Source organism: Alcanivorax sediminis, from assembly GCF_009601165.1.
Classification (GTDB): Bacteria; Pseudomonadota; Gammaproteobacteria; order Pseudomonadales; family Alcanivoracaceae; genus Alcanivorax; species Alcanivorax sediminis.
The window spans coordinates 44972-66661 of the sequence record NZ_WIRE01000002.1; the positions used below are offsets into that span (position 1 = coordinate 44972).

General features: G+C 57.5%; 16 protein-coding genes and 1 tRNA gene. 13 read left to right on the top strand and 4 right to left on the bottom strand.

Annotation, left to right across the window (positions count from 1 at the left end):
* Positions 1-44 precede the first annotated feature (44 nt).
* The 3 genes from GFN93_RS14685 to GFN93_RS14695 all read left to right on the top strand — a co-directional run bounded on the left by GFN93_RS14685 (position 45) and on the right by GFN93_RS14695 (position 3214).
* Positions 45-425 (top strand): MmcQ/YjbR family DNA-binding protein, encoded by a 381-nt coding sequence (locus tag GFN93_RS14685; RefSeq protein ID WP_153502077.1) that lies wholly within the window; start codon positions 45-47, stop codon positions 423-425.
* Positions 426-670: 245 nt separating this feature from the next.
* On the top strand, positions 671-2848 hold the full coding sequence (locus tag GFN93_RS14690; protein ID WP_235902088.1) for a putative bifunctional diguanylate cyclase/phosphodiesterase: 2178 nt from the start codon (positions 671-673) through the stop codon (positions 2846-2848).
* Positions 2849-2860: 12 nt separating this feature from the next.
* Positions 2861-3214: a hypothetical protein gene (locus GFN93_RS14695; RefSeq protein WP_328594743.1), complete on the top strand. Its 354-nt coding sequence runs from the start codon at positions 2861-2863 to the stop codon at positions 3212-3214.
* 89 nt (positions 3215-3303) lie between these two features.
* Here the strand turns inward: GFN93_RS14695 and GFN93_RS14700 are convergent, their stop codons facing one another.
* Positions 3304-4728, bottom strand: a complete 1425-nt coding sequence (locus GFN93_RS14700; protein ID WP_153502079.1) for a phospholipase D-like domain-containing protein — start codon at positions 4726-4728, stop codon at positions 3304-3306.
* A 200-nt stretch (positions 4729-4928) separates the two neighbouring features.
* Here GFN93_RS14700 and GFN93_RS14705 point away from each other — a divergent pair, with 200 nt between their 5' ends.
* Entirely contained in the window at positions 4929-7553 is a 2625-nt protein-coding gene (locus tag GFN93_RS14705; RefSeq protein WP_153502080.1) for a DUF6351 family protein, read from the top strand.
* A gap of 83 nt (positions 7554-7636) precedes the next feature.
* Here the strand turns inward: GFN93_RS14705 and GFN93_RS14710 are convergent, their stop codons facing one another.
* Together GFN93_RS14710 and GFN93_RS14715 are read right to left on the bottom strand one after the other, a co-directional pair.
* Complete coding sequence (locus GFN93_RS14710) at positions 7637-9448, bottom strand: beta-ketoacyl synthase (RefSeq protein ID WP_153502081.1); 1812 nt, start codon at positions 9446-9448, stop codon at positions 7637-7639.
* 266 nt (positions 9449-9714) lie between these two features.
* Entirely contained in the window at positions 9715-10896 is a 1182-nt protein-coding gene (locus tag GFN93_RS14715) for an acetyl-CoA C-acyltransferase (protein WP_153502082.1), read from the bottom strand.
* A 305-nt stretch (positions 10897-11201) separates the two neighbouring features.
* On the opposite strand from GFN93_RS14715, the gene GFN93_RS14720 reads away from it, so the two are divergent.
* From GFN93_RS14720 to GFN93_RS14760, 9 genes are all read left to right on the top strand, one after another.
* Entirely contained in the window at positions 11202-11789 is a 588-nt protein-coding gene (locus GFN93_RS14720) for a superoxide dismutase (RefSeq protein ID WP_153502083.1), read from the top strand.
* Between the two features lie 172 nt (positions 11790-11961).
* Positions 11962-12510, top strand: coding sequence for a hypothetical protein (locus GFN93_RS14725; RefSeq protein WP_153502084.1), 549 nt, complete (start codon positions 11962-11964; stop codon positions 12508-12510).
* A 67-nt stretch (positions 12511-12577) separates the two neighbouring features.
* Positions 12578-13453, top strand: coding sequence for a hypothetical protein (locus GFN93_RS14730; RefSeq protein WP_153502085.1), 876 nt, complete (start codon positions 12578-12580; stop codon positions 13451-13453).
* Between the two features lie 65 nt (positions 13454-13518).
* Positions 13519-14205 carry a hypothetical protein gene (locus GFN93_RS14735; RefSeq protein ID WP_153502086.1) on the top strand — a complete coding sequence of 229 codons (687 nt, stop codon included), beginning with the start codon at positions 13519-13521 and terminating at the stop codon, positions 14203-14205.
* 57 nt (positions 14206-14262) lie between these two features.
* Positions 14263-14347: transfer RNA gene (locus GFN93_RS14740), tRNA-Leu, on the top strand.
* A gap of 176 nt (positions 14348-14523) precedes the next feature.
* Positions 14524-15000 carry a LabA-like NYN domain-containing protein gene (locus GFN93_RS14745; protein ID WP_153502087.1) on the top strand — a complete coding sequence of 159 codons (477 nt, stop codon included), beginning with the start codon at positions 14524-14526 and terminating at the stop codon, positions 14998-15000.
* Positions 15001-15144: 144 nt separating this feature from the next.
* Positions 15145-15384, top strand: coding sequence for a hypothetical protein (locus GFN93_RS14750; RefSeq protein ID WP_153502088.1), 240 nt, complete (start codon positions 15145-15147; stop codon positions 15382-15384).
* 351 nt (positions 15385-15735) lie between these two features.
* On the top strand, positions 15736-16806 hold the full coding sequence (locus tag GFN93_RS14755) for an OmpA family protein (RefSeq protein ID WP_153502089.1): 1071 nt from the start codon (positions 15736-15738) through the stop codon (positions 16804-16806).
* 74 nt (positions 16807-16880) lie between these two features.
* A complete protein-coding gene (locus tag GFN93_RS14760) occupies positions 16881-20621 on the top strand; it encodes a hypothetical protein (RefSeq protein WP_153502090.1) in 3741 nt (1246 codons plus the stop codon).
* Positions 20622-20732: 111 nt separating this feature from the next.
* Here the strand turns inward: GFN93_RS14760 and GFN93_RS14765 are convergent, their stop codons facing one another.
* Positions 20733-21680 (bottom strand): patatin-like phospholipase family protein, encoded by a 948-nt coding sequence (locus GFN93_RS14765; RefSeq protein WP_153502091.1) that lies wholly within the window; start codon positions 21678-21680, stop codon positions 20733-20735.
* Positions 21681-21690: the final 10 nt, after the last annotated feature.

Here is a 21690-nt window from a genome sequence, read left to right on the forward strand (position 1 = left end):
CTCGAAACTCGTGCCTTGGGCATGCATTCGTATTGGAGGTAGACATGGATGTCGATACCGCTCGTGCCTATCTGCTCGGTAAACCCGAAGCCATTGAAGACTTCCCCTTTGGCCCCGATGTGGCCGTGTTCAAAGTGAAGGGGAAGATGTTTGCCACCCTGTCAGAGACGGGCGGGGAGGGGCGCATGAACCTCAAATGCGACCCGGATCAAGCGCTTGCCCTTCGGGATATCTTCCCTGCTGTTCAACCCGGCTATCACATGAACAAGAAGCACTGGAATACGGTCTGCCTGAATGGCAGTGTCCCTGAGGGCGAACTGCAGCGCATGATTGATCATTCCTATGCGCTGGTTGTTCGTGGGCTGCCCAGGGCTGTGCGCGAAGGAATGTTGCTTCGGCACGGGCGCAGCATCGTGGCTTCTTGAACCCCATCCCCCAGGCTATCTTCTCCAGTAATGATGAGTGCTTTCTTGACTTGACGGTCACGGAGGTATAACCCATATACAAGAAAGCGCATCGTTTCCGGCGGGTTGGCGCCCTTTGTCTGGTGACGTTGCCTGTGGGAGTTGGTTAGCAGGCTCCTGTTTACCGCGAGATAGCGTCAGGCCAGGGTTGGCGGAGACACGAAGTGGCGGAAAGAAATATAAGAAAGAAGCCCCTTAATGGGGTAATGCTGGCCCTTGTGCTCCTGCTGTGTGGGGATTGCGGAGCACAGGAGGGCCGGAGTGCACCTCTCAGTTTTGCTGGAGACGATAACTATCCTCCTTTTGAGTGGCTTGACGAAAACGGCCATGCCAAGGGGTTTGTTGTGGATCTGGGAAGGGCCATGGCGGCACAGGGCGGGCGAGAAGCGCGCAATTTGCAGATGGACTGGCCGGCGGCATTGGCAGGACTGCGCAGCGGTGAGGTAGATGTGGTAGCCATGTTTGCATCCCCGGCCAGAGCGCAGGACTTTCTCTTTACGACCCCATTCTATTTTGTCACCCATGGCATTTATGGCCTGCAAGGGAGCGATGGCATTCCTGATCTGGCGGCCTTGCAGGGACGTCGTGTTGCTCTGGAGGATGGCGGCTATGCCGCTGATACCTTGCTGGCCAACAACATCGATGTGGTGCCCGTGATTCGTGAGGACTACCGCGCAGCACTTCAGGCTGTTATCGACCAGCAGGCAGATGTTGCCCTGCTGCCGCAGCCGGTGAGCAACCGTACAATCAGTCGTGAGTCCTTGCCCATACAAGTGCTTGGCCCACCGCTCTGGCCCCGCCCCTACGTGTTTGCCGTGTCACGTCAGCAGCCTGAGCTGCATTCCTGGCTGCAGCAGCAGCTGGGGCTGGTGGTCTCCACTGGCCAGTACTATGACATCTATCATCGATGGCGCGAGGAGATTGAGTGGAACCGGCCCGGATACTGGCAGCAGTACGCGGGTTGGCTGATCCTCGGCGCGGCCCTGGTGGGCTTGCTGTTATTGATGATCTACGCCTACTCCTGGCGATTGCGGGCCGTGGTGCGACGGCTTTCCTGGCAGCTTGAAAATGCGCGTGTGCGTAAGTCTCATGCGGAAAAGGAAATGCTCCACTGGGAGTATCACGATCGCCTGACCGGCCTGCCAACCCGCCCTGAGTTTGTCTCCCGGGTGCGGGCACATCTGCTGAGAGCGGAGCGCAAGGGGTCTTCACATGTGCTGATGGTGGCAAAGCTGGCGGAGATTGATGACTTTATCTGCTCGCTGGGCTTCGGCACGGGTGAGATGTTGGTTTCTGAGGTGGCCAGGCGTTTAAAGCGCAAAGGGTTTGCTGCCCTCTGCTACATGGGCCGGGGAGTGTTTGCGCTGCTGGCCCAGGACAAGACCGCGCTGGTGGATGGCTTGCTGGACCAGAACGCCTTGGTCTTTGATGGACTTGAGCTGGAACCCCGCTTCACCATCGGGCTGGCACACTGCCCGCCCACGGGGGGAGATGTGGGAGAGATGCTGCGACAGGCGGAAACGGCCATGGCCTTTGCCAGCCGCTCCGGGCGTAGCTGGATGGAATACAAGCAAAGTATGGACCCCGATCCACAAAACCTCTTCATCATCCGGGATTTTCGTCGCTCCGGGCGTGAGGGGTTGCGGGTGATGCTGCAGCCGCAGGTGGAGCTGATCACTGGCCGGGTGGTCGGAGCAGAGGTGCTGGTACGCTGGCGTCACCCGGAGTTGGGCGAGCTTTCCCCTGCCCATTTCGTGCCGTTGCTGGAGCAGGCCGGCCTGGTGGTAACCCTGACAGAGTTTGTGCTGTTCGAAGCGGTGCGCCTTGCGGCGGACTTCCGCCGTCAGGGAATGCCTACTTGTCTGAGCGTAAATATATCCGCCGTGGATCTGCTGGAAACGGATCTGTGCGCGAAGGTGGATTGGGCCTTGGCCTCCTTTGGTGGTGACGCCCGCGATCTGCGTCTGGAAATGACCGAAACGTCCATGATCAGTGAGCCAGAGCGGGTCAGCATGGTGATTGCTCAGCTGGCTTCAATGGGAGTGACGTGCAGTATTGACGATTTCGGCATGGGTTACTCTTCCATGTCTCACCTGCGCCAGTTTGCCATCAGTGAGGTGAAAATTGATCGCAGCTTTGTTTATGACATGCTGACACAGGAGGCACACCACGCCATCGTTAGTGCGGTCATCGCGCTTTGCCACGAACTCAAACTGACAGTGGTGGCAGAGGGGCCGGAAGACTGGCAAACCGTGCAGGCCCTGCAGGGACTGAACTGTGACAGGGCGCAGGGCTATGTTTTCTCCCGTCCCGTGGAGGTATCAGAGTTTATGGCCCTGCGTGAACAGATATTCAGCTTCTCGCCAGATCAGGAACGCGCTTGAGCACTGGCCTTTGTGGCCAGAGCTGCCTACCATGCCGATGACGTTGAGGGAGTGGACAAGATGGCAGTGATCATTGGTGGTTTGATCGTGGTCTGGCTTGGTTTGAGCATGTCAGCAGCGCTGCTGCGCTGGCTTGGTATTGAGCTGCATTACCTGGCCCGAATCATTGCGCCGCTATTGTTAGCGGTGTTGGAAACGGTGCTGTTCCTCCTGGCGATCCCGGGTTCTGATCTGTTGGCGGAGGGCTGGCATTGGCCCCTGACCGGAGGACTGATTGCTGCGGCGTGGCTGATCAATGGCGGGGTTGGCGCAGGGTACTGGTACCAGCATCGTCCGCCAAAGGAAGTGCCGCAAGCAGAGCAGTAGCGAGTGGCGAGAAGCGAAAGTCAAAAATACCCGGTTCCGCTAATCGGTAAAGGTTTGGCTTTTCGCAACTCGAAACCCATAGCTCGTAGCTAAAAACTACTCCAGCCACTGAACTCCATTGCCCGATACAGTGCTTTTTTCCAGGCGGAGTCATCCGCATAGGCCGGGTAATCCAGACTGTGTTTTTCCCCTCTGCGGTTTTCCCAGCGGTGCAGAAATGTTTCAGCTGCCTCCTGCATCACCGGATGGTTAGCGGGTGCCATCAGTCGCACACTGGTTTCCAGGTTCAGGTTGTCCAGATTCCGGCGAGTAAAGTTGGCTGAGCCGAGAATCAGCTCAGATTGGTTGCCGTGGGTCATCATCAGCATCTTGGTATGGCACTGCTCACCTTGGGTGTTGCACCAGCGAACGTCGATGTCGTTGTCGTGAAATTCACTGCCGACCTGACGATTGGGGACCCCATTCTTTTCTCGCCCAAAGGCATCTTTATTGGGGTCCAGCAATACCTTAACGCTCACGCCTCGCTGCCGGGCTCTTTTGATCGCCTGAATCAGAGGACGGTGGGAAAGGTAGAATACCGACACGTAAAGCTGGTCACCTGTCATGCCCCGGTTAACGGTATCCAGCAGCGCATCCCGTATGCCTGCCTCCGTCAGGATCTCCAACGACGACTCATCATCCGCTTCCTGCGGTGATTCCAGTAGGGGTAATGACGGGCGTTTCTCTTCTGCCATATTCAATACGGCCAGCTCGGAGTCCAGCAGTGCCTCTGCCGCCGGCCCGCTGAAGCGCAAGCCAATATTGCTGTGGGCACTGCTGCCATCGTGGGGGTTGGCACTGGTCACCAAGCCGGTCCATTGATTACCCTCATCCACGACCAGTGTCTTGCGATGATTGGCCTTGAAGTTGAGCAGTGTGAGATAGCTGCGCAGGGTCACTTTGCCTGGGCCCATGGGGTTGGGGAGCCAGCCGCCCTCGGCGTTGTTCCCCGCCCACGAACAGCACAGTCGCCAAAAGCCGGACCAGCCAGGGTTGGAGTCGCGAAGGGCCGGTAATGGAGTGGTGACAACGGTGACGCCAGCCTGGCGTAGCTGCGTCAGATGCCTGCTCTCCAGTCCACCATAAAGGGTATTAATGGGGTCGGTGATCAGCACCACTGATACCGGGGGGGACTGGGTGCGCTTGGCTATCAGGGCGTTGGTGAGCTGTTCTGCCAGCGGGCGATAGACCTCACTTCCCGCCCCCAGAAAGTCATTGAACAGAAACATGTCCACCACAACCTGCTGTTGTGCCTGGTCGATCAAACGAAAGACTTCGTTGAAAATTGTTTGTCGAATACCTCTTGTGCCCTCGGCAGTTTCCCAGGTGTCGTCTACCAGTAACGCCAGGTTCGTCGCGGGGTAGGCGGGGGAGTGGACAGCAAGGCCCTTGGGTAGCGGTTTATAGCGATGCCAGAGCGCAGTGGCGAGAATGACAGCCAGCAACAGGAGGAGAGTGAGTTTCAGTCGGGTCATGGCTGTAGTTTATCAGTTAAGGCTTGCTAGCCGATTCGGTGATTCGGCATTTCTATGTGGTACGAAAGTACAACAAACTGTGGGCTCGCGTAACCAAGCCACAACGGGGAGCCAACTGTCTCATGGTCTTCCGACAATGAAAATCGCTGCAGGTATCAAAACAACAACGATGCAATCTGTTGATTGCCAGGGAGCCTGCAATGACTTTACGTACTTTGAGCGTTCTCACGCTCGGCGCCGTTCTGGCGGCTTGTGGTGGGGGAGGCTCTTCCTCTCCGGCGCCAGTAGCTGATAATGCGGGCCCCTCCAAACCTGTACCCAATATCCCTGAAGTTCCCCGTCAGGGTGAAGGGGAAATCCGCGTATTGTCCAACCGCGCGGATCTGATCAGCGATGGTGATGCCCTGGTGGAAATCGTGGCGGCGGATCCTGAGCAGCTGAAGGAGGCCCGACTGTCCCTCAATGGCCAGCCCCTGGAGATGGATCTGGTGGCCACCGAGGCTGGCACGCGAAGGGCGCTGGTGAACGGGCTGGCGCTGGGCCGCAACACGCTGCGTGCTTTTCTTGGCAACGGGACGGTACTGGATCGCGAGATCATCAATCATCCCAATGGTGGGCCGGTGATCTCCGGGCCGCAGATCCAGCCGTGGAACTGCACTAATGCAGCCGCGGTGGATGAGCAATGCAATCAGCCGGCCGAGTACTCCTTCAAGTATGTGCCCGCCGACAAGCTACAAACCCTGATCACCAGCTTCGATCCGCAAAACCCGGGGTTGCCCGACAGCGTGCTGCCCTATGACCCTGCCAACCCGCCCGCTGACGAAGAGATCGCCCGGGTGACGACGGACCAAGGGGTGGACGTCCCGTTCATTATTCGCCTTGAGGAGGGGGTGCAGAATCGTGATCGCTACCTGATCATGACGCTGTATCAACCTGACCAGCCCTGGGACACCTTCAATCCCCAGCCGCAGTGGAACCACAAGTTGCTGATCCATCATGGCGGCAATGTGGGTGTGAGTTATGGCATGGGTAACCCACCGGTGGGCGACCTCTCTGGCGGTGGCACAGGCACTGCTGGTCTGCTGATTGGTGACAGCATTACCACCGCGCTGGGCCGGGGCTTCATGACGCTTTCCACCGCCCAGGCCAACCTGGGACACAACGCCAATCTGGTCACAGCCGCGGAATCCCTGATGATGGCCAAGGAGCGTATCGTCGAGCAGTACGGGGAGATTCGTTACACCATTGGCACCGGTTGCTCGGGGGGCTCCATTACCCAACAGCACGTGGCTAACGCCTATCCGGGGATTTATCAGGGCATGATTGTGCAGTGCTCCTACCCGGACGTGTGGACCACGGCTACCCAGTTCGCCGACTACAATTTGCTGAGCCACTATTTCGGTAATCAGCTGGCCATGGATGAAGAGGGGTTCCAGGAGGTTTTCGCCAGCTTGCTCAGCGCCGAAGTGATCCCGGTGGTGCAGTGGTCTGCATTCTACGGGCACCTGCCACTTAATCCGCTGATTTCAGATCTGGCCTTCTTCCCCTCCGCCTACCCGGACCAGGAGAGCTGTCCGGGCCTGGCTGAAGGGGTGCCGGTATATGATGCACAGGAGCGCCCGGATGGCTTGCGATGTGGCCTGCTGGATTACATGAAGAGCCAGTTCGGGCCGCGCGCGGTGGAAGTATGGAGCCCCAACGAACAACTACTGGGCGAAGGCTTTGGTGGCATTCCGCTGGATAATGTGGGCGTGCAGTACGGGCTCCAATCCCTGCAAAGCGGCCTGATTACTGGTGACCAGTTCCTCAAGGTGAACCGTGAAATCGGTGGCTTGTCGGTAGACATTGACTACCAGGCCGAGCGCACGGTGGCAGATACCCAGGCCCTGAAGAACGCTTACCGCACCGGTGCCATCAACACGGCAGAGCATCTGGCCAATGTGCCGATCATTGACCTGCGCGGACCAGACCCAGGTATTGCCCACGATGCCTACCACTCCTGGCAGATGCGCGCGCGACTGGAAGCGACTCAGGGGCACGCCGACAACCATGTGATCTGGTACGGGCCGATTCCCCTGATTGGCGACACGGTTTACACCACGGAAGCGTTGCTGGCCATGGACCTTTGGTTGTCTGAAATGGAAGCAGACAGCAGTGATTTGAGCGTGCAAGAGAAGGTAATTGCGCACAAGCCGTTGTATGCCCGTGATCGATGCCTGTCCGTGTCTTCCATCTTTGATCCGTCCGGCCCCATCGTGCCGCTCACCGGCAATCTGTTGTATCCGGACCCGATCATTCCCGGGCTGGACCTGTCGTTGCTGCCGCCCCCTCCGGCGGAAGCCGGTATCGTGGTAGACGCGGTCACGGGCCAAGCCTGTGGTCTGGATGTGAGTGAGTTGCCGGTGGTGTCAGAGTTGCCGCTGGTTGGTGATCTGCTGGGTACGGTGGGCGATTTGCTGTCCCCGCTCACTGATCCGTTGGTGGAGCTGCAACAGCTATTGATCCAGACCCGCTTTGGCACGCCAAGAACGGTGGCCGGGGACGATATTCGTACCCTCACCAACAAGTGCCAGCTGAAGCCGGTGGACCCGGCGGACTATCCGCTGGCGCTGGATGCAGAGGCCTTTGCCGCGCAGGTGGCGGAGATCTTCCCGCAGGGTGTCTGCGACTACAGTCAACCGGGGCAGGGCGTTGCCGCTACCGAGACCTGGTTGCAATATGGCGATGACGAAACCGTGATCTACGGTGGAGATGTCATCAGCACGGATGCCCGCCAGTCACGACAGGGGTGGGCATCGCCGGCGTTCGAAGTGGGCGTGCAGTAGCCCTGTGCAGAAAAACCATGCTCGCCCGACGATCACCGGGAAACGATCGTCAGGCAGGCATGGGGTCTTGCAACGCGTTTGTGTCAATCCCGATTGAGCTGGAATTCGTTCAAGGTAGTGTCATCGTCGAAGGGCATCTCTGTGCCGCCGTTGAGGCTCACGGACTTCCCGCTCAGGACCACATGCTCGTCACCCAGCACTCCTTCATTGAAACGATACACCGGTTTGGGTGGTTCACTGATGCAGTGATCGGCGAAGCGAGCTTTGCTGGCCAGAGTGGTTTCGCGGGCCTGTTGCCAGGCCGTCATGGCTTTTCCGCCATGGCGCTGACGCAGCATGGCTTCGGTAATGCTGGCGGACAGTGCTACGGCGGTCGCATTGTTGCCACCAAACCCCTTTGAATTGATCAGGCTGGCCTGCAAGTCATCGTGCTGTTGGTGCTGCAGACAGATATTCAGGTTGTCGCGGTGCACATCGTCGGCGATGTGATCAATGGTGCGGATCCCCGGCAGAGTGCTCTGGGCAAAGCTGCCCAGCGTGGCCGCCAGCTGATCCCCCCCGGCGCTGCCAAGGGAGTGCCCCACATAGGACTTGATGCCGACCACTGGCCAGGCCTCAATGCCAAAGGCCTGCGCGACACGATTGAGAATGATGGACTCGGTCACCCGGTTCTGCGGGGTGCCGGTGCCATGGGCATGAACAAAGCTGTGCTGCTGCAAGCCTTTGGCGCCGATCAACTGCCGGGTCAGGGCCGCCGCCTTGCCCATGGTCAGGTAGTTGCCCACGCCAGGGGCCGAGATGGACTTCTTGGCTCCGTCAGCGTGAATGAATACATCCGGTACCGCGCCGAGAATATCCGCACCCAACTCCAGTGCCAGAGCATCATCCATGAGGATGGTGAACTGGGCCGACTCGGCCATGGTAAACCCGCAGTTATCTGAAAATGGGCGGCAGGCGCGACGTACATCCGGGTGTGGGCTGTCGTCCAGCGCCGCCAGTTCCTGATCTTCCGCCAGGGCGCCCATGGCCCGGTAGCCCTCCATGACTTCCGCAATCAATGGCGCTTCACTGGTGCCGACAATGGCCACCCGAACCTTGCCGCTGCGAATGGCCTGAACCCCTTTCTCCAGGTTGTAGAGGAAGGTAGCGCAGGCCCCCAGCATGCCGCCGGTGGTGCCCACGGAATGCAGCACATAGGCGTTGAGGAAGTCGGCCGTCATCTCGCCCAGCCCCAGCGGTACCTGCTTGGAGGTGATGCGGTGCCCATTGGGCGGGAAGCGCATGACGCCGCCCAAACCATGATCATCCAGTTGGGACATGGCATTGCTGGCGTAAACCGCAACCTGGTCCGGCCGCACCTTGCGGGCGACCTGGGCCCAGTCCATGCCCAGGTCGCCCAGCGCATCACTGATGGCAAAGATGGCCATCTGCAGAGCGCGGGGATGGTTGCGCGAGGCATACAGTTCGCCCGGGTCGAATCCGTCCGGCAATTGACCGGCGGCACTGACCCGGCGCGGCGCGTCCAGCGGCACATTGATGCCCAGCCCGGCGGGCAGGGTGACGCGGCTGCGACGCTTGTCGATGGGGGTGACCTGCCAGCCCGCGGGTAGCGGTTCAGGCAGGTCCATGTTGCGCATTTCCAGGGTGACGGGAATGTCGCTGGTGCCACTGATGGCGGCATGCAGGCGGTGCTCTGCAGGCAGAGCACGAATCAGGGTGCCGTCGAGAAGGGAGTCTTCCGCCCGGCCAGTCAATTGCGCGAGGGCACGCAGGGTGGTCTGACGCTGAAGCTCCGGGAGAGCGTCGAAAATCAGACGCTGAAAACCGAAATGCAGGGCACTACGGCCTGCTGCATTGATGCCGCCCATGGCGGTGATAACGGGTAATGCTGTCATGGTGCTCCCGGGAGTGGTTCAACCCAAATCGGTGACTAGCCGGTCAGAGTACAGGGGAGCGGCGGCTTTTCGTATACGCCTTACGTCCAATTCAGCGGATAAAGTGCAACAGAGTTTGAAAGTGAAAGCAGATGTTTCGGGGGCTTGAGAGGGCGTGTCGATAAGAAGGCGCTTTTGCCGGGCAGGCAGCAGGGAAGAGCGCCCACAAAAAACGGGGCCCGAAGGCCCCGTTTTCGTCTGGCATCTAGCGTCCAGCGTCTGGTGAGTTACACCAGCTCGATGGCCACAGCAGTGGCTTCGCCGCCACCGATACACAGGCTGGCCACACCGCGCTTGCCGCCAGTGCGCTTCAGCGCGTGGATCAGGGTGAGGATGATGCGTGAACCGGTGGAGCCCACTGGGTGACCCAGGGCACAGGCGCCGCCGTGAATGTTCACCTTCTCGTGGGGAATTCCCAGATCAATCATCGGCATCATGGCAACCATGGCGAAGGCTTCGTTGATCTCGAACAGATCCACGTCGTCCACGCTCCAGCCCACTTTCTTCAGTACCGCTTCAGTGGCACCGATGGGCGCCAGGGTGAACTCGCCCGGGTGCAGGCTGTTGGTGGCGTGCGCCAGGATGCGCGCCAAAGGCTGCAGGCCACGCTCGCTGGCTACGGATTCACGGGCCAGTACCAGGGCAGAGGCACCATCGGAGATGGAGCTGGCGTTGGCGGCTGTCACGGTACCATCTTTGGCAAAGGCGGGACGCAGGGTCGGGATCTTGTCGATGTTGGCGTTACCGGGCTGCTCGTCGGTATCAACCACCACCTCGCCCTTGCGGGTTTTCACGGTGACAGGAACGATTTCGTCCTTGAACCAGCCATTTTCGATGGCCGCCTGGGCGCGCTTCAGGGACTCGATGGCGTAATTGTCCATGTCTTCGCGAGTGATGCTGCGCTTGTCAGCCACTTCCTGGGCGAAGGAGCCCATCAGACGACCGGTTTCGGCATCTTCCAGGCCGTCCAGGAACATGTGGTCATACACCTGACCGTGGCCCATGCGCATGCCGCCACGGGCCTTGTCCAATACGTAGGGCGCGTTGGTCATGGATTCCATGCCGCCGGACACCACGATGTCGTTGGTGCCAGCCTTGATGGAATCATAGGCAAACATGGTGGCTTTCATGCCTGAGCCACACAGCTTGTTGATGGTGGTGGCGCCCACGTTGTCGGGCAGGCCAGCCTTGCGCATGGCCTGGCGGGCAGGGCCCTGCTTGAGGCCGGCGGGCAGTACACAGCCCATGATGACTTCCTGCACGTCTTCCGGCTTCAGGCCGGCACGGGCCACCGCTTCACGGATGGACGCTGCGCCCAGCTCAGGGGCGGTAGCGCCAGACAGTGAACCCTGAAAGCCGCCCATGGCGGTACGGGCGCCGTTTACAATGACGATGGCATCATCAGACATGTTTTTCTCCTGCCGAAGTTAACTGACTTCATGACAATCATGACAATCATGAAAACGTGAATCATAAAATTGGGGCGCATTGTACTTGAAACAAGGGTAGGGTGCCCCATGTCACTTGGACCTGCCGGTCACACTCAGGCTTTTTCATAGCGTACTGCTATTGTGCTGAAAGCCTGAGGACAGTGGAGATTATTACCGGGAGCTTGTTATCATCGTGAACCGTCAAGCGTTGCCATGCGCTCTCGACGGAGAAATTCTTACCTGCTGCCCAAGCAGCAGGGCAAACAATGTCAGGGGAAATGACTATGGCTTTCGAACTACCGCCGCTTCCGTACGAAAAGAACGCTCTGGAACCGCATATTTCTGCGGAAACCCTGGAATTCCACCACGGCAAGCACCACAACGCCTACGTGACCAAGCTGAACGAACTGACCGCAGGCACCGAGAACGAGAGCAAGTCTCTGGAAGAGATCATTGCCAGCGCTGAAGGCGGTCTGTTCAACCAGGCAGCTCAGGTATGGAACCACACCTTCTATTGGAACAGCCTGACCCCGAACGGTGCCGGTGCGCCTTCCGGTGACCTGGCGGCAGCCATCGATAGCGCCTTCGGTTCCTTCGAAGAGTTCAAGAACCAGTTTAACGCCAAGGCGACCGGCAACTTCGGTTCCGGCTGGACCTGGCTGGTGAAGAACAGCGACGGCTCCCTGGAAATCGTCAACACTGACGATGCGGATACCCCGATTGCACACGGCAAGGGCCAGACCCCGCTGTTCACCGTAGATGTGTGGGAGCACGCCTACTACGTGGACTACCGCAATGCCCGTCCCAAGTATCTGGAATCCATCTGGAACCTGATCAACTGGGATTTCGCTGCTGCCAACTTTGCAGCGTAAGAGCGTCCTCCCTGCTTGAGGGAAGCCGTTCAGACCACAAAAAAGGCCGCTTTGCGGCCTTTTTTGTGGTGTTATGGCGGCATTCTGGTAACTCTGGTAGCGTGCCGTTCGGGATATAAATGCCCATCTGGTTGTCCACAGGACAGGCAGAACACAACAATAAAGGTGAGATATGCGGTTCCCGGCAATGATTCTGGTGCTGCTTGCGGGTGTTTTTCAGCCGGTTCTGGCTGAAGTCCCCAAGGCCCAGGAACAGGCAGACAGTCAGTCAGAAAAAACAGAAGAACAGAAGAACATGGATGTGCTGGCCCAGGCGGGCATCCGGCAGGCTCTGGAGGCCGTTGCCAAGTCCGGCGGTCTGTATCCGTTCGGCTTGTTCACCGTGGATGGCGAAGTAAAGGCCGTGGGCTATTCTGGGGATCGCGACAAGGCGCCGTCAGAAGAGGACTGGGCCAAGGCGCTGTTCATGAAATTACGCCAGATCGGTGAAGAGCAGCCCGACGTGGAGATGCTTTCCCTATATCGGTTGCACACAATCACCAACGATGCCGGAGAAAAGGTGGTCGGTGTCTGGGCACAAGTGGATCATCGGGCTGTACGCCCCTGGGTGATTTTCCTCCCGTTCATCAAGAATGCCGAAGGCAAACATGAGGTCGGTGAGCCGATCTACTATGCCACCGAGCAACCACTGTTCGCGCCGGAGAAGGGCGAACAGGAGTAGGAAATCACGGTCTTGGCATTGTGATTTCCGGTAGTATTGGCGTTTGCACACAGGTAAGGCTGCAGTAATGACAAGAGATCGTGAAGTCAATCTGGGGGATCTGGACGAAGTGTCGGTGGATGATCACCGCAAAACACCCCCCCGGGGCGCTCAGGCAGGAGCACGGAAACCGGCACCGGCCAAACCGGCAGGCAAGCCGCCGGGACAACCCTCCCGGCCAGTGGCCAAACCCGCTCCCAGCGGCGGTGGTAGCGGCGGCTGGATGGCCGCCTGTCTGGTCTTGGTTGTGCTGATGGCCGTCATGGGAGTGTGGTTTCACAAACAGGTAGGCGGCTTGCAGGCCCAGCTGGATAATCGTCTGACCGAATCCAGCCAACAGCTGGGTAACCTGCAATCCCAGCTGTCTGCCACCGATGAGACCCTGAATCAGTCATCCGGCAAGCTGCAGGATATTGTGGCCGGGCATGGCAAGGCGCTGAAGCAGAATGGCGAGGAACTCCGCAAGCTGTGGGACCTGAGCAACAAGCGCAACCGCGCCGACCTGGATGCCCAGATCAAAAAAGTCAAAGCGCTGACCGCATCTGTGACCGACGTCAAAAAAGCGCAGGCGGGTGTCGATGGTAAGATTACTGACATCAACAAAGACGCTGCTGCGCTGAAAAAGCAGGTCGAAAGTGCGGTCACTGCGGTGAACAAGAGCAGTCAGCAATGGCAGACGCAGATCAGCCAGATGCAGACTCAGCTGGATGTGCTGGTGGAAAACCTGAACCAGGTAGAACGCCAGCAAAAGAATCTGGATGCGGCCATGGGCAAGATCAGCAAGGCCCAGGCGTCGCTCGCTTCCCTGGAAGGGCGGGTTGAAGACACGGAGGCCGCCGTCGCGGCATTTGATGCCTACCGCCTTCAGGTCAACAATCGCCTGGACCAGCTGGAACGCCGCTAGACACGATACATCGGGGGCGGGGAGCCAACGGCTCCCCTTAACAATAAGACAAAGAGCATTTTGTCATGGCCAAGTTGCCAGAAAACAAAGAACGACGCTTGCAGGGGCTGAACCAGGACGTGTTGGCCGTCAGTGCGCCTGTGGAACCCGCCAGCAATGAGCCCGTGCCTCTGCGCACCAACCGAAGACAACAGCCTGTCAGTGTCTCGGAAAGCAGTCGCTCAGGTACCGTATGGCTGGCACTGGGTATCGCCTGCGTGGCCCTGTTGCTGGCTGTCTGGCAGTGGGTCAGCAATATGCAGCTGGGCCGCGAGATGAGTGAACTCAAGGCGCAATACTATCAGTTGGCCTCCACTGTCGAGAAAGCCGCCGATGCGGAGCCCCGCACTGTACGGGAGCCCGCAGCCAGTGGTGGACCGGTGGATGCTTCAGCGCTGGCCAACCTGCGTGACGACCTGCGTGAGCTCAGCTCCCGGGTGCGTACCCTGAGTGTGGCGGTGGCCAAGGCTGGCCAGGATGACGGTGAAACCGTCAAGCTGGAAAAGCGAATTGCCGAAGTCGAATCCAGCCTCAAGGCTGTTTCAGGACGGGTAACAACGCTGGCCAGCCGCCCGGCCCCGACCGCGGCCCCCGCGCCCGCGCCGACCACGGTCAAGGCGGCAGCGGATCCTCGAGTAGATGCCCTGCAGACCAAGGTCACCAAAATCGACAAGGATCTGCAGGCCCTGTACCGGATTTTGCAGGGCGGCTGATACCGCCGCGCAAAGCGGTGGTAATTGCGAAATTCCCTGCTAGAATAACCGCCCATTGCGCCAGTGGTGGAATTGGTAGACACGCCAGATTTAGGTTCTGGTGCCGAGAGGTGTGGGGGTTCAACTCCCTCCTGGCGCACCATCACAAGAGAAAGGCCGTAGCAGCTCGCTGTTACGGCCTTTTTCGTTTCCGCTATGCGGGTGCAGCACGCTTCACGCAACATGCAGTCGGTTGGCATGTGTGAACGGGCCCTGTGTGGTGAGTCTGTTGTGCTAGTCTTCATTGTTCGGAAATTTCCCCCGCCATTGGAAAGTGAAATGACTCGCATCGCCGTCTTCGCCGACGTTCAGAACATCTACTACACCACCCGCCAGGCATTCGGTCGTCAGTTCAACTATCGAGCCCTGTGGGAAACGCTCTCGCAGCAGGGGGATATCGTGGTGGCCCTGGCCTATGCCACCGAGCGTGGTGATGATGGCCAGACCCGGTTTCAGGATGCGCTCAGGCACCTGGGGTTTACTGTGAAGTTGAAGCCCTATATCCAGCGCAGCGATGGCTCCACCAAAGGCGACTGGGATGTGGGCATTGCGGTGGATGTGATGACCCATGCGCCGCAGGTAGACACGGTGGTACTGCTGTCCGGGGATGGGGATTTTGATGTGCTGCTGTCGGCGATCAAGGTGAGCCCGGGGGTGCGCACCGAGGTGTATGGGGTGGAGTCGTTAACCGCCCGATCCTTGATCGAGAGTGCCAATGACTATCATCCGATAGAGGCAGATCTGTTGCTGCCTTGATGGCGAGTCGCTGTGGCTTGCCTTAGATGCTCACAGCGTTTTTCGTTCTGCCTTTCCTGTTTTTCCAGTTATCGCTTCGCTCTTTCATTGCCTTGCAGCCGGTCTTTCTCAAGCGTAGAACGGGAAATGTCACAGGAGGTTTTTATGACGGATAGCAGGTCGCACAGTCATGGTCGTCACGATGATGAAGCCGATCAGAGCGCGGTGGGTGGCGGGCGGAAGATTGAGAAAGAGAAGTGGTCGCTACTGTGGCTCGTGTTGCTGGTTGCCGGAGCACTGGTGCTGGGAGTGCTCACCCATGCGGAAAGTCTCGAAGTCCGTAACGCCATGCAAGACATCAAGATCATTATCGACGATGGGCTGAATGAGTCAGGGGAGTCCTAAGTCCACGCACTGAGATTTCATCCCGCTCGTCAGCCGACATTTTCATTCCTTGCCAATCCGACCTCAGTAATGGCGACACTCATGTGTGCAGAGTGCATGCGTGGGTGTTGTTCTGCCTGTCTAGCGATCATCAAGCCATTTTCTGCTGGATACAAAATCATCGACTTTGAATCTGAAATTCCCACCAATGGGGGATGCAGGTGATTTTGTGGGCTCCCTATACTCCCAAAACGGCAGATGAACAGATTTTGACAATGTTTGCCACGTGAATGATCGTTCTTTCACTTTCTGACATCGAGAGTACTGACGTCAAGGTGGGGACCTTGTCTGGGATTTAGGGAGCACCAATTGATGATCTGTTCTTGGCCTGTAGCGCTTTTGGTCAGCGGATTGCTCGTTGTGGCAGGGTCCTCCACTTATGCCGGATCCTGGAAGGCATCACCAGATCGCACCTTTTATGTGGGGTACCGAGCTGGGATTGCTATTTCGGATCTGGATGTTCCCTCTGAAACGTTGACGGGGGATCAGGGCGGCAGCTTTTCACAGGGGCTATTTGCCGGGTACCAATTTGAATCACGTTGGGGGGCTGAGCTGTTCTGGCTGGATGCGGGGAGTGCCGACGTCGTCTCCCGGGAAACCGGTGCAACCCGGGGGCTCGCTGACCTTGAGGTATATGGTGTCGGAGCTACCTGGCGTCATGAATACGCTCCAGCACTTGATGCCTTTGTTCAGGCTGGGGTTGCCTCGCTGGATCGCCAATACCGTTATTATGCCGATGTCCAAGGTGACAGCGAAACCGACCCCTATCTTGTTTTGGGCCTGCGCTGGGCACCAGCGGATAGCTGGCAGTTGCGCGCTGGTTATACCTACTTCAATTCACAGCTGCAGGTCGCAACTGTTGGTCTCGTCAAACACTTCTATCCCGGCGGAAAACCTGAATCTGTGTTGACTGCACCGGAACCTGAAATGGCTGAGCAAGTTGTCATGCAGTGTGATGACTTCATTCTTCATTTTGACGGCGTGGAATTCGACACCGCCTCCGTAGCCCTCAGTGAGCAAAGCCGTAGCCGTCTTGATGCGCTGAGCGAAGAGTTGCGAGCGCTTCCCGATGATATCGAAATTGAAATTCGCGCCCATGCTGATGAAGTAGGGACGGAAAGTTATAACTATGCCCTGTCACAGGTAAGAGCCCGAGCGGTTCGCGATTATCTGGCCTCGACAGGCATTGCTCTCAGTCGTATTCACGCAGTGGGTTATGGCGAATGGGTATTACCCGGCTCGGGTGAGGCTGATCGTACCCATGAGGGCGGCCGCCGGGCCGAGCTAACACTGCTTGGTATTGAGAAATATCTTGATGAAGGCGTGCATTGTCAGGAGCTGATCAAGGGCTATGACATGGGGAAGTCTTTCCCGGAATCGTGACCCATCGATGAAATACATATTCTGCCTGGATTCATGAGGCATGCACGTTACCAATCACTTATGAGGAGAGCATCATGTTTTCCACCGTCCGCCCTGTAGGAATTGTATTACTGTTATCGGCCGCTCTCTCCGGTTGCTTTGGTGACGATGTCAGTGTGGCGCCACCTCCAACGACGCCTGCCTCTCCCCCTGTGGTCACCGGAGCCATCTCTACGGGCAATACTCAGGTACGGGTAAGTTTTAGCAAGCCCATGTCCGCTTCCGTGGAAGAAGCCGGTAACTACTCTGTAGTACAGGAGAATGTGAACGGTGAGACGGGTTATCTCACTGTGCTCAGCGCCGAATTTGCCAATGCCACGCGAACTGCGGTGATGCTGACCACGCTTTCACAGAACGAAGTCACATACCGGGTGACGGTTGTGGGAGTGACAGATCGCCAGGGGCGTGAGATAGAAGTGACGCCCATTACTGGTCTGGGATATGTTTCCGCGAACTCAGCGGTGTTTGCCGGTAGTCCTGCCAGCGGTTCGGGAATTGTGGATTCCGATGGTGATGGTCTTGCTGATAACGATGAGCAACGAGGCTGGCTGGTAAGGACATATAACACTAGCGGCGATGAAGACATACGGGAAGTCAGCAGTGATCCCTTGAATCCTGATACGGACGAAGATGGCCTGAGCGACAGCCAGGAGCGAAATCTTGGTACCAACCCCCGTAATCGTGACAGCGATGCAGATGGTCTTGCTGACGCGCACGAATTCAATGGCCTGTTCAGCAACCCGAACCGTCAGGACTCTGATGGCGACGGCATTTCAGATGGTTCCGAGGTGTCCTTCTTCAAAACATCCCCTCTGCTCAGTGATACCGATGGTGACCAGATTACGGATGGCGATGAAGTGATTCTGGCTAACCGTAATGCCCGGCTTGCAGATCTTCCACAGCCGGTCATTCGGGTGGAGAGTCTTGGGCTGGAGCTGGATGTACGGTTAGAGAAAACCGATGAAGAAGGTGCTACGACCTCTGAAGATATATCGGTTTCCAGCACGCTGTCGCAAAGTGATTCACGAACACGCTCGAAAACGTCAGAGGTCAACGACAAGGTATCCGCCGGTGTGACGGTGAAGCAGGGTTATGAGCTGAACACCATCAAGCCCAGCTTCAAACTGTCCGGTAGCGTGGAAGTCAGCGCCGGATATGAACATAGCTGGTCTTCATCCTGGTCTGACGAAAGCACCAAGGCCACGCAGGAAGAATACAACAAGTCTCTGGCCAGTTCACAGGAAGTGTCACAGGGCACCAGTGTGACCCGGACTGTCCAGGACGCGAGGATCAGCACACTGGTTTATTTGTCCACTGCGGGGGATGTGGCTTTTACTCTTAAAGACTTGCAGATCACTGCGTTGGTGGATGATGTCCGTAACCCTGGAAACTATGTGCCGGTAGCCACTCTGGTGCCAGCCGATACTACAGATAACCAGTTCAATCTCGGGCCATTGCGAGGCGAAGTGGGGCCGCTGATTTTCTCTGCCAAGGATATCTTTCCGGGTCAGGTTGAGCGGTTGATGGAGAGTCCCAGTGGTGTGATCTTCAAGATCGCCAACTACAATATCGAAGATGAGAGTGGACGGAACTTTGCTTTCAGTTCCCAGGAAGTGATTGATAGAACGGTTTCTCTAAGTCTGGACTTTGGTGGAGAGCCGGCCACGGAATACTACCGTGTGGCGAGTAGTTTTGGTCAGCCGGTCGGGCGTTTGGCGAGCAAGTTGGCGGTGCAGGCGGGGATCAGCGAAAGCGAGTTGCGTTATTACTATGGTCTTCTGGATTCTGACACCACCAGTCCACTGGCGTTTGATCCTGCCGGAAAGAATATCGGCGTTGTTTTTCATGATGTCATGCAGGATGTACTGGGTCTAAAGCACTACGCAGCCGGCAATGATACCCAGAACGAAGCTGAGCGTTTCAATAGCTATGCGACCACGGTGGATGCCAGTGGTATCGAGCGTATTACCCGAATCCGACAAAGTGAGGGAAACCCTGAGACGCAAAGTGGCTGGACCATACTGACGCCAACGGGTCTGATCATGGGTGGGGCGCTATCGTTCGGTAGCGGCGATCTTAAAGCGGATGATCAGCAGTTGTTCTCCGGTACCGGTATCAGCATGGCCTATGTGCAGGACAGGGACAGTGACAGGATTCCTGCCCGCCTAGAGGCTTTGCATAGTTGCTCCGATAACGAAGCCAATTCCGATGGCGATTCCCTTAGTGATTATTTTGAAGTCTTTGGCGAGCCTCGACTTCCGTCAGGGGCCAGAGAGAATCCGGCTAATGTCTGGACGATCGAGCTGGTTAAGGGGACAAACTATGAAGCCTTTTCAAGCTGTAATTCGGATGACACGGATTTCGATGGTCTTACTGATGATCAGGAATACAGCAACGAGGCGATCGCCGGAACACCGGAAAGCTTCTATCGCACTGATCCGAAGAAACGCGATACAGACGGCGATGGGTTGACCGATTTCGAGGAGATCCACGGGTATCTGGTCTTCCTCAAGGATGTGGGGAGTAGCCTGTTACCTGCAGACACCACAAGGGATCATGAGATTTGCGAACCCACAGCGGCACCGGCGCCTTCTCCTTACCCTGATTTACGGCCGGTGTTGTGCAAGACCGACCCGCTGGATCGGGACAGTGATGGAGATGGGGTGTCTGATGGTGGTGAACTGCCATTGTTCGCGAACCCGACGATCGATGATATCAGTAACCTGGAGGACCTCGATGGCGATGGACTGAAAGGCTTTGAGGAGAACAACGGTTGGCCGGTAACGGCAACGATCATTTCTCCCCTTATCATCCCTGGCCAAAATGTTGAAGTGACAGGAACATGCAGTCTTAATGCTGCTGATCTGCAGGACTGTATTACGTTGTTCGGGGGGCTGCTTCCGGATTCCGACCCCACCAACCCGGATACAGACGGCGACCTGCTGCTGGATGGACTAGAGCGTGAGAACGGGACCCACCCCAGAGTAAGCGATACCGACAGCGATGGTCGTTCGGATGAAGAAGAGTTGTTTGGCGGCGCTGCCGGCATTGAGACAGATCCTTTGCACTGGGACACTGACCGCGACAAATTGGGTGACCAGGCTGAATTGGACGGCTGGACTGTGCGAGTGGTCGGCCAGGATCCGTTGGATGTGGTTTCCGATCCGCTCATAGCGGATGCAGACAGCGATCTGCTTCTGGATGGCGCCGAAAGAACGGCAGGAACCAATCCTGAAGTTGCCAATACCGACCAGGACAAGTATGCCTTCTCCGATTTCGATGAGCGTAAGCTCAAGCTGAACCCTCTCGATGGCTCGGATGTATGTGTCGGTGTGAAATTCTCCATCGGAGATGAAGTTGCGGATGATTCCAAAGTCGCTTTCAGTGTGATCATCAAGGATCCGGATTTTCCTGATGCGAACAATGAGAAGTGGCTGTACAGCAAGGTTCGTCATCCAGATGATTATGGCCCTTTCTATTTTAAGCTTGATGCCAGTCGCAAAATGAAAATCTTCCTTAATCAGCCTGAGGTGCTGGTTGCAGGTACCTGGAGAAAAGTGACGGTAGGAAGCAGTGAACATACCTCCACTTATGATGTAGATAACTTCAGTCTTGAAACACAGACCAAATCAGGTAGTCACTCCTTTGGTAAAGAGCAGTTTGATTCGGCAATTCAAAGCAAGCTCAATGTTTCCTGGAATATCAGTGTGCTGATGCCAGAAAACGCAGATTCTGCTAATGGCGTAGACTGTCCCTCGCCGGATCGCCAGTACTGATAACGTGAAGGTCTGCCCTTGAAGCCACCATAGACCGAGCTATGGTGGCTTTGTTTTATCTGGATTACCCGTGGAGACGGGCTGCTTGCCGGCGACAGGCTTTCGAATGCGCTATGCCAGGGCAGTCTTTACTGTGGAGGGCGCGGTACCCAGGGCAGTCTTGAGTACCCGCTGTCTTCTGCCCGGATCCATCATGTTGTAACCGAAGGCTTTCAGATCCTCGGCAACGGGTTCAATGCGAATCACTTTTTTTCCGGCTTTTTCCAGGGCTGCCACTTCCCGGTCAACCACCGACGTCATGTAGCGGCGAACCGATCGTTCAATGCGTTCGAATGGATGCCAGGGTTTGTCTGGCTGTCGGGAGGCCATGGGGGCAAGCACGATGACTTCGTCTACCGCACTGTCGACCAGCATGTCTGCCGATACCGGCGAGGCCACGCCGCCATCAATGTAGCTGCGGTTATCCACGGTGACAGGGGGGCACCAGAAAGGCACGCCATAGGAAGCACACACCGCATCGGCGATGCTGGCTTTGGGAGCGCCACCCTTGCCAAAAGGAATGCGTTTGCCGGTGTCAGTATCCACCGCCATGATCCAGGTGGCCGGGTGATCGACCCAGTCCTTGCCGTGGGCAGCATCGTTGATCAGCTTTCTGAAGGCGTGCATGTCGAACTGGCCGGCAGGAAGCGCACCACAGATGGCGGTCAGTGCGGAAACTTCGCCGCGAAGCCCTTTCATGACCAGAGACTTGCCGGTGAAGCGTGCGCCTGGCAACGGCGGCAGGGCGCCACCGGTGTCGGTGTCATGATTCCACTGGCAGCGGTCACTGGTCCCTTGCTGGCAGGCCAGCAGCTGCTCGACGCTGATGCCGCTGCCAAGCAGGGCGGCGAGCACCGCGCCTGCGGAGGTGCCGATCAGCACATCGGCGTCGCGGCAGTCCCAGTCAAGTTGCTGCTCCAGATGATGCAGGGCTGCAATGCTCCAGGCGCCGCCGGCGACACCGCCGCAGCCCAGTACCAGAGCGCGGCGTGGTGTGGAGGGTGTGTTGTCTTTGGGCATGGTCTTAACC

Excerpts from the sequence above, each read along its gene's own strand:
- GFN93_RS14690 (WP_235902088.1), top strand. The coding sequence starts at position 671 with ATGCTGGCCCTTGTGCTCCTGCTGTGTGGGGATTGCGGAGCACAGGAG.
- GFN93_RS14750 (WP_153502088.1), top strand. The coding sequence starts at position 15,145 with ATGACGGATAGCAGGTCGCACAGTCATGGTCGTCACGATGATGAAGCC.
- GFN93_RS14755 (WP_153502089.1), top strand. The coding sequence starts at position 15,736 with ATGATCTGTTCTTGGCCTGTAGCGCTTTTGGTCAGCGGATTGCTCGTT.
- GFN93_RS14710 (WP_153502081.1), bottom strand. The coding sequence starts at position 9,448 with ATGACAGCATTACCCGTTATCACCGCCATGGGCGGCATCAATGCAGCA.
- GFN93_RS14685 (WP_153502077.1), top strand. The coding sequence starts at position 45 with ATGGATGTCGATACCGCTCGTGCCTATCTGCTCGGTAAACCCGAAGCC.
- GFN93_RS14735 (WP_153502086.1), top strand. The coding sequence starts at position 13,519 with ATGGCCAAGTTGCCAGAAAACAAAGAACGACGCTTGCAGGGGCTGAAC.
- GFN93_RS14720 (WP_153502083.1), top strand. The coding sequence starts at position 11,202 with ATGGCTTTCGAACTACCGCCGCTTCCGTACGAAAAGAACGCTCTGGAA.
- GFN93_RS14765 (WP_153502091.1), bottom strand. The coding sequence starts at position 21,680 with ATGCCCAAAGACAACACACCCTCCACACCACGCCGCGCTCTGGTACTG.
- GFN93_RS14725 (WP_153502084.1), top strand. The coding sequence starts at position 11,962 with ATGCGGTTCCCGGCAATGATTCTGGTGCTGCTTGCGGGTGTTTTTCAG.
- GFN93_RS14760 (WP_153502090.1), top strand. The coding sequence starts at position 16,881 with ATGTTTTCCACCGTCCGCCCTGTAGGAATTGTATTACTGTTATCGGCC.
- GFN93_RS14730 (WP_153502085.1), top strand. The coding sequence starts at position 12,578 with ATGACAAGAGATCGTGAAGTCAATCTGGGGGATCTGGACGAAGTGTCG.
- GFN93_RS14700 (WP_153502079.1), bottom strand. The coding sequence starts at position 4,728 with ATGACCCGACTGAAACTCACTCTCCTCCTGTTGCTGGCTGTCATTCTC.
- GFN93_RS14705 (WP_153502080.1), top strand. The coding sequence starts at position 4,929 with ATGACTTTACGTACTTTGAGCGTTCTCACGCTCGGCGCCGTTCTGGCG.
- GFN93_RS14715 (WP_153502082.1), bottom strand. The coding sequence starts at position 10,896 with ATGTCTGATGATGCCATCGTCATTGTAAACGGCGCCCGTACCGCCATG.
- GFN93_RS14745 (WP_153502087.1), top strand. The coding sequence starts at position 14,524 with ATGACTCGCATCGCCGTCTTCGCCGACGTTCAGAACATCTACTACACC.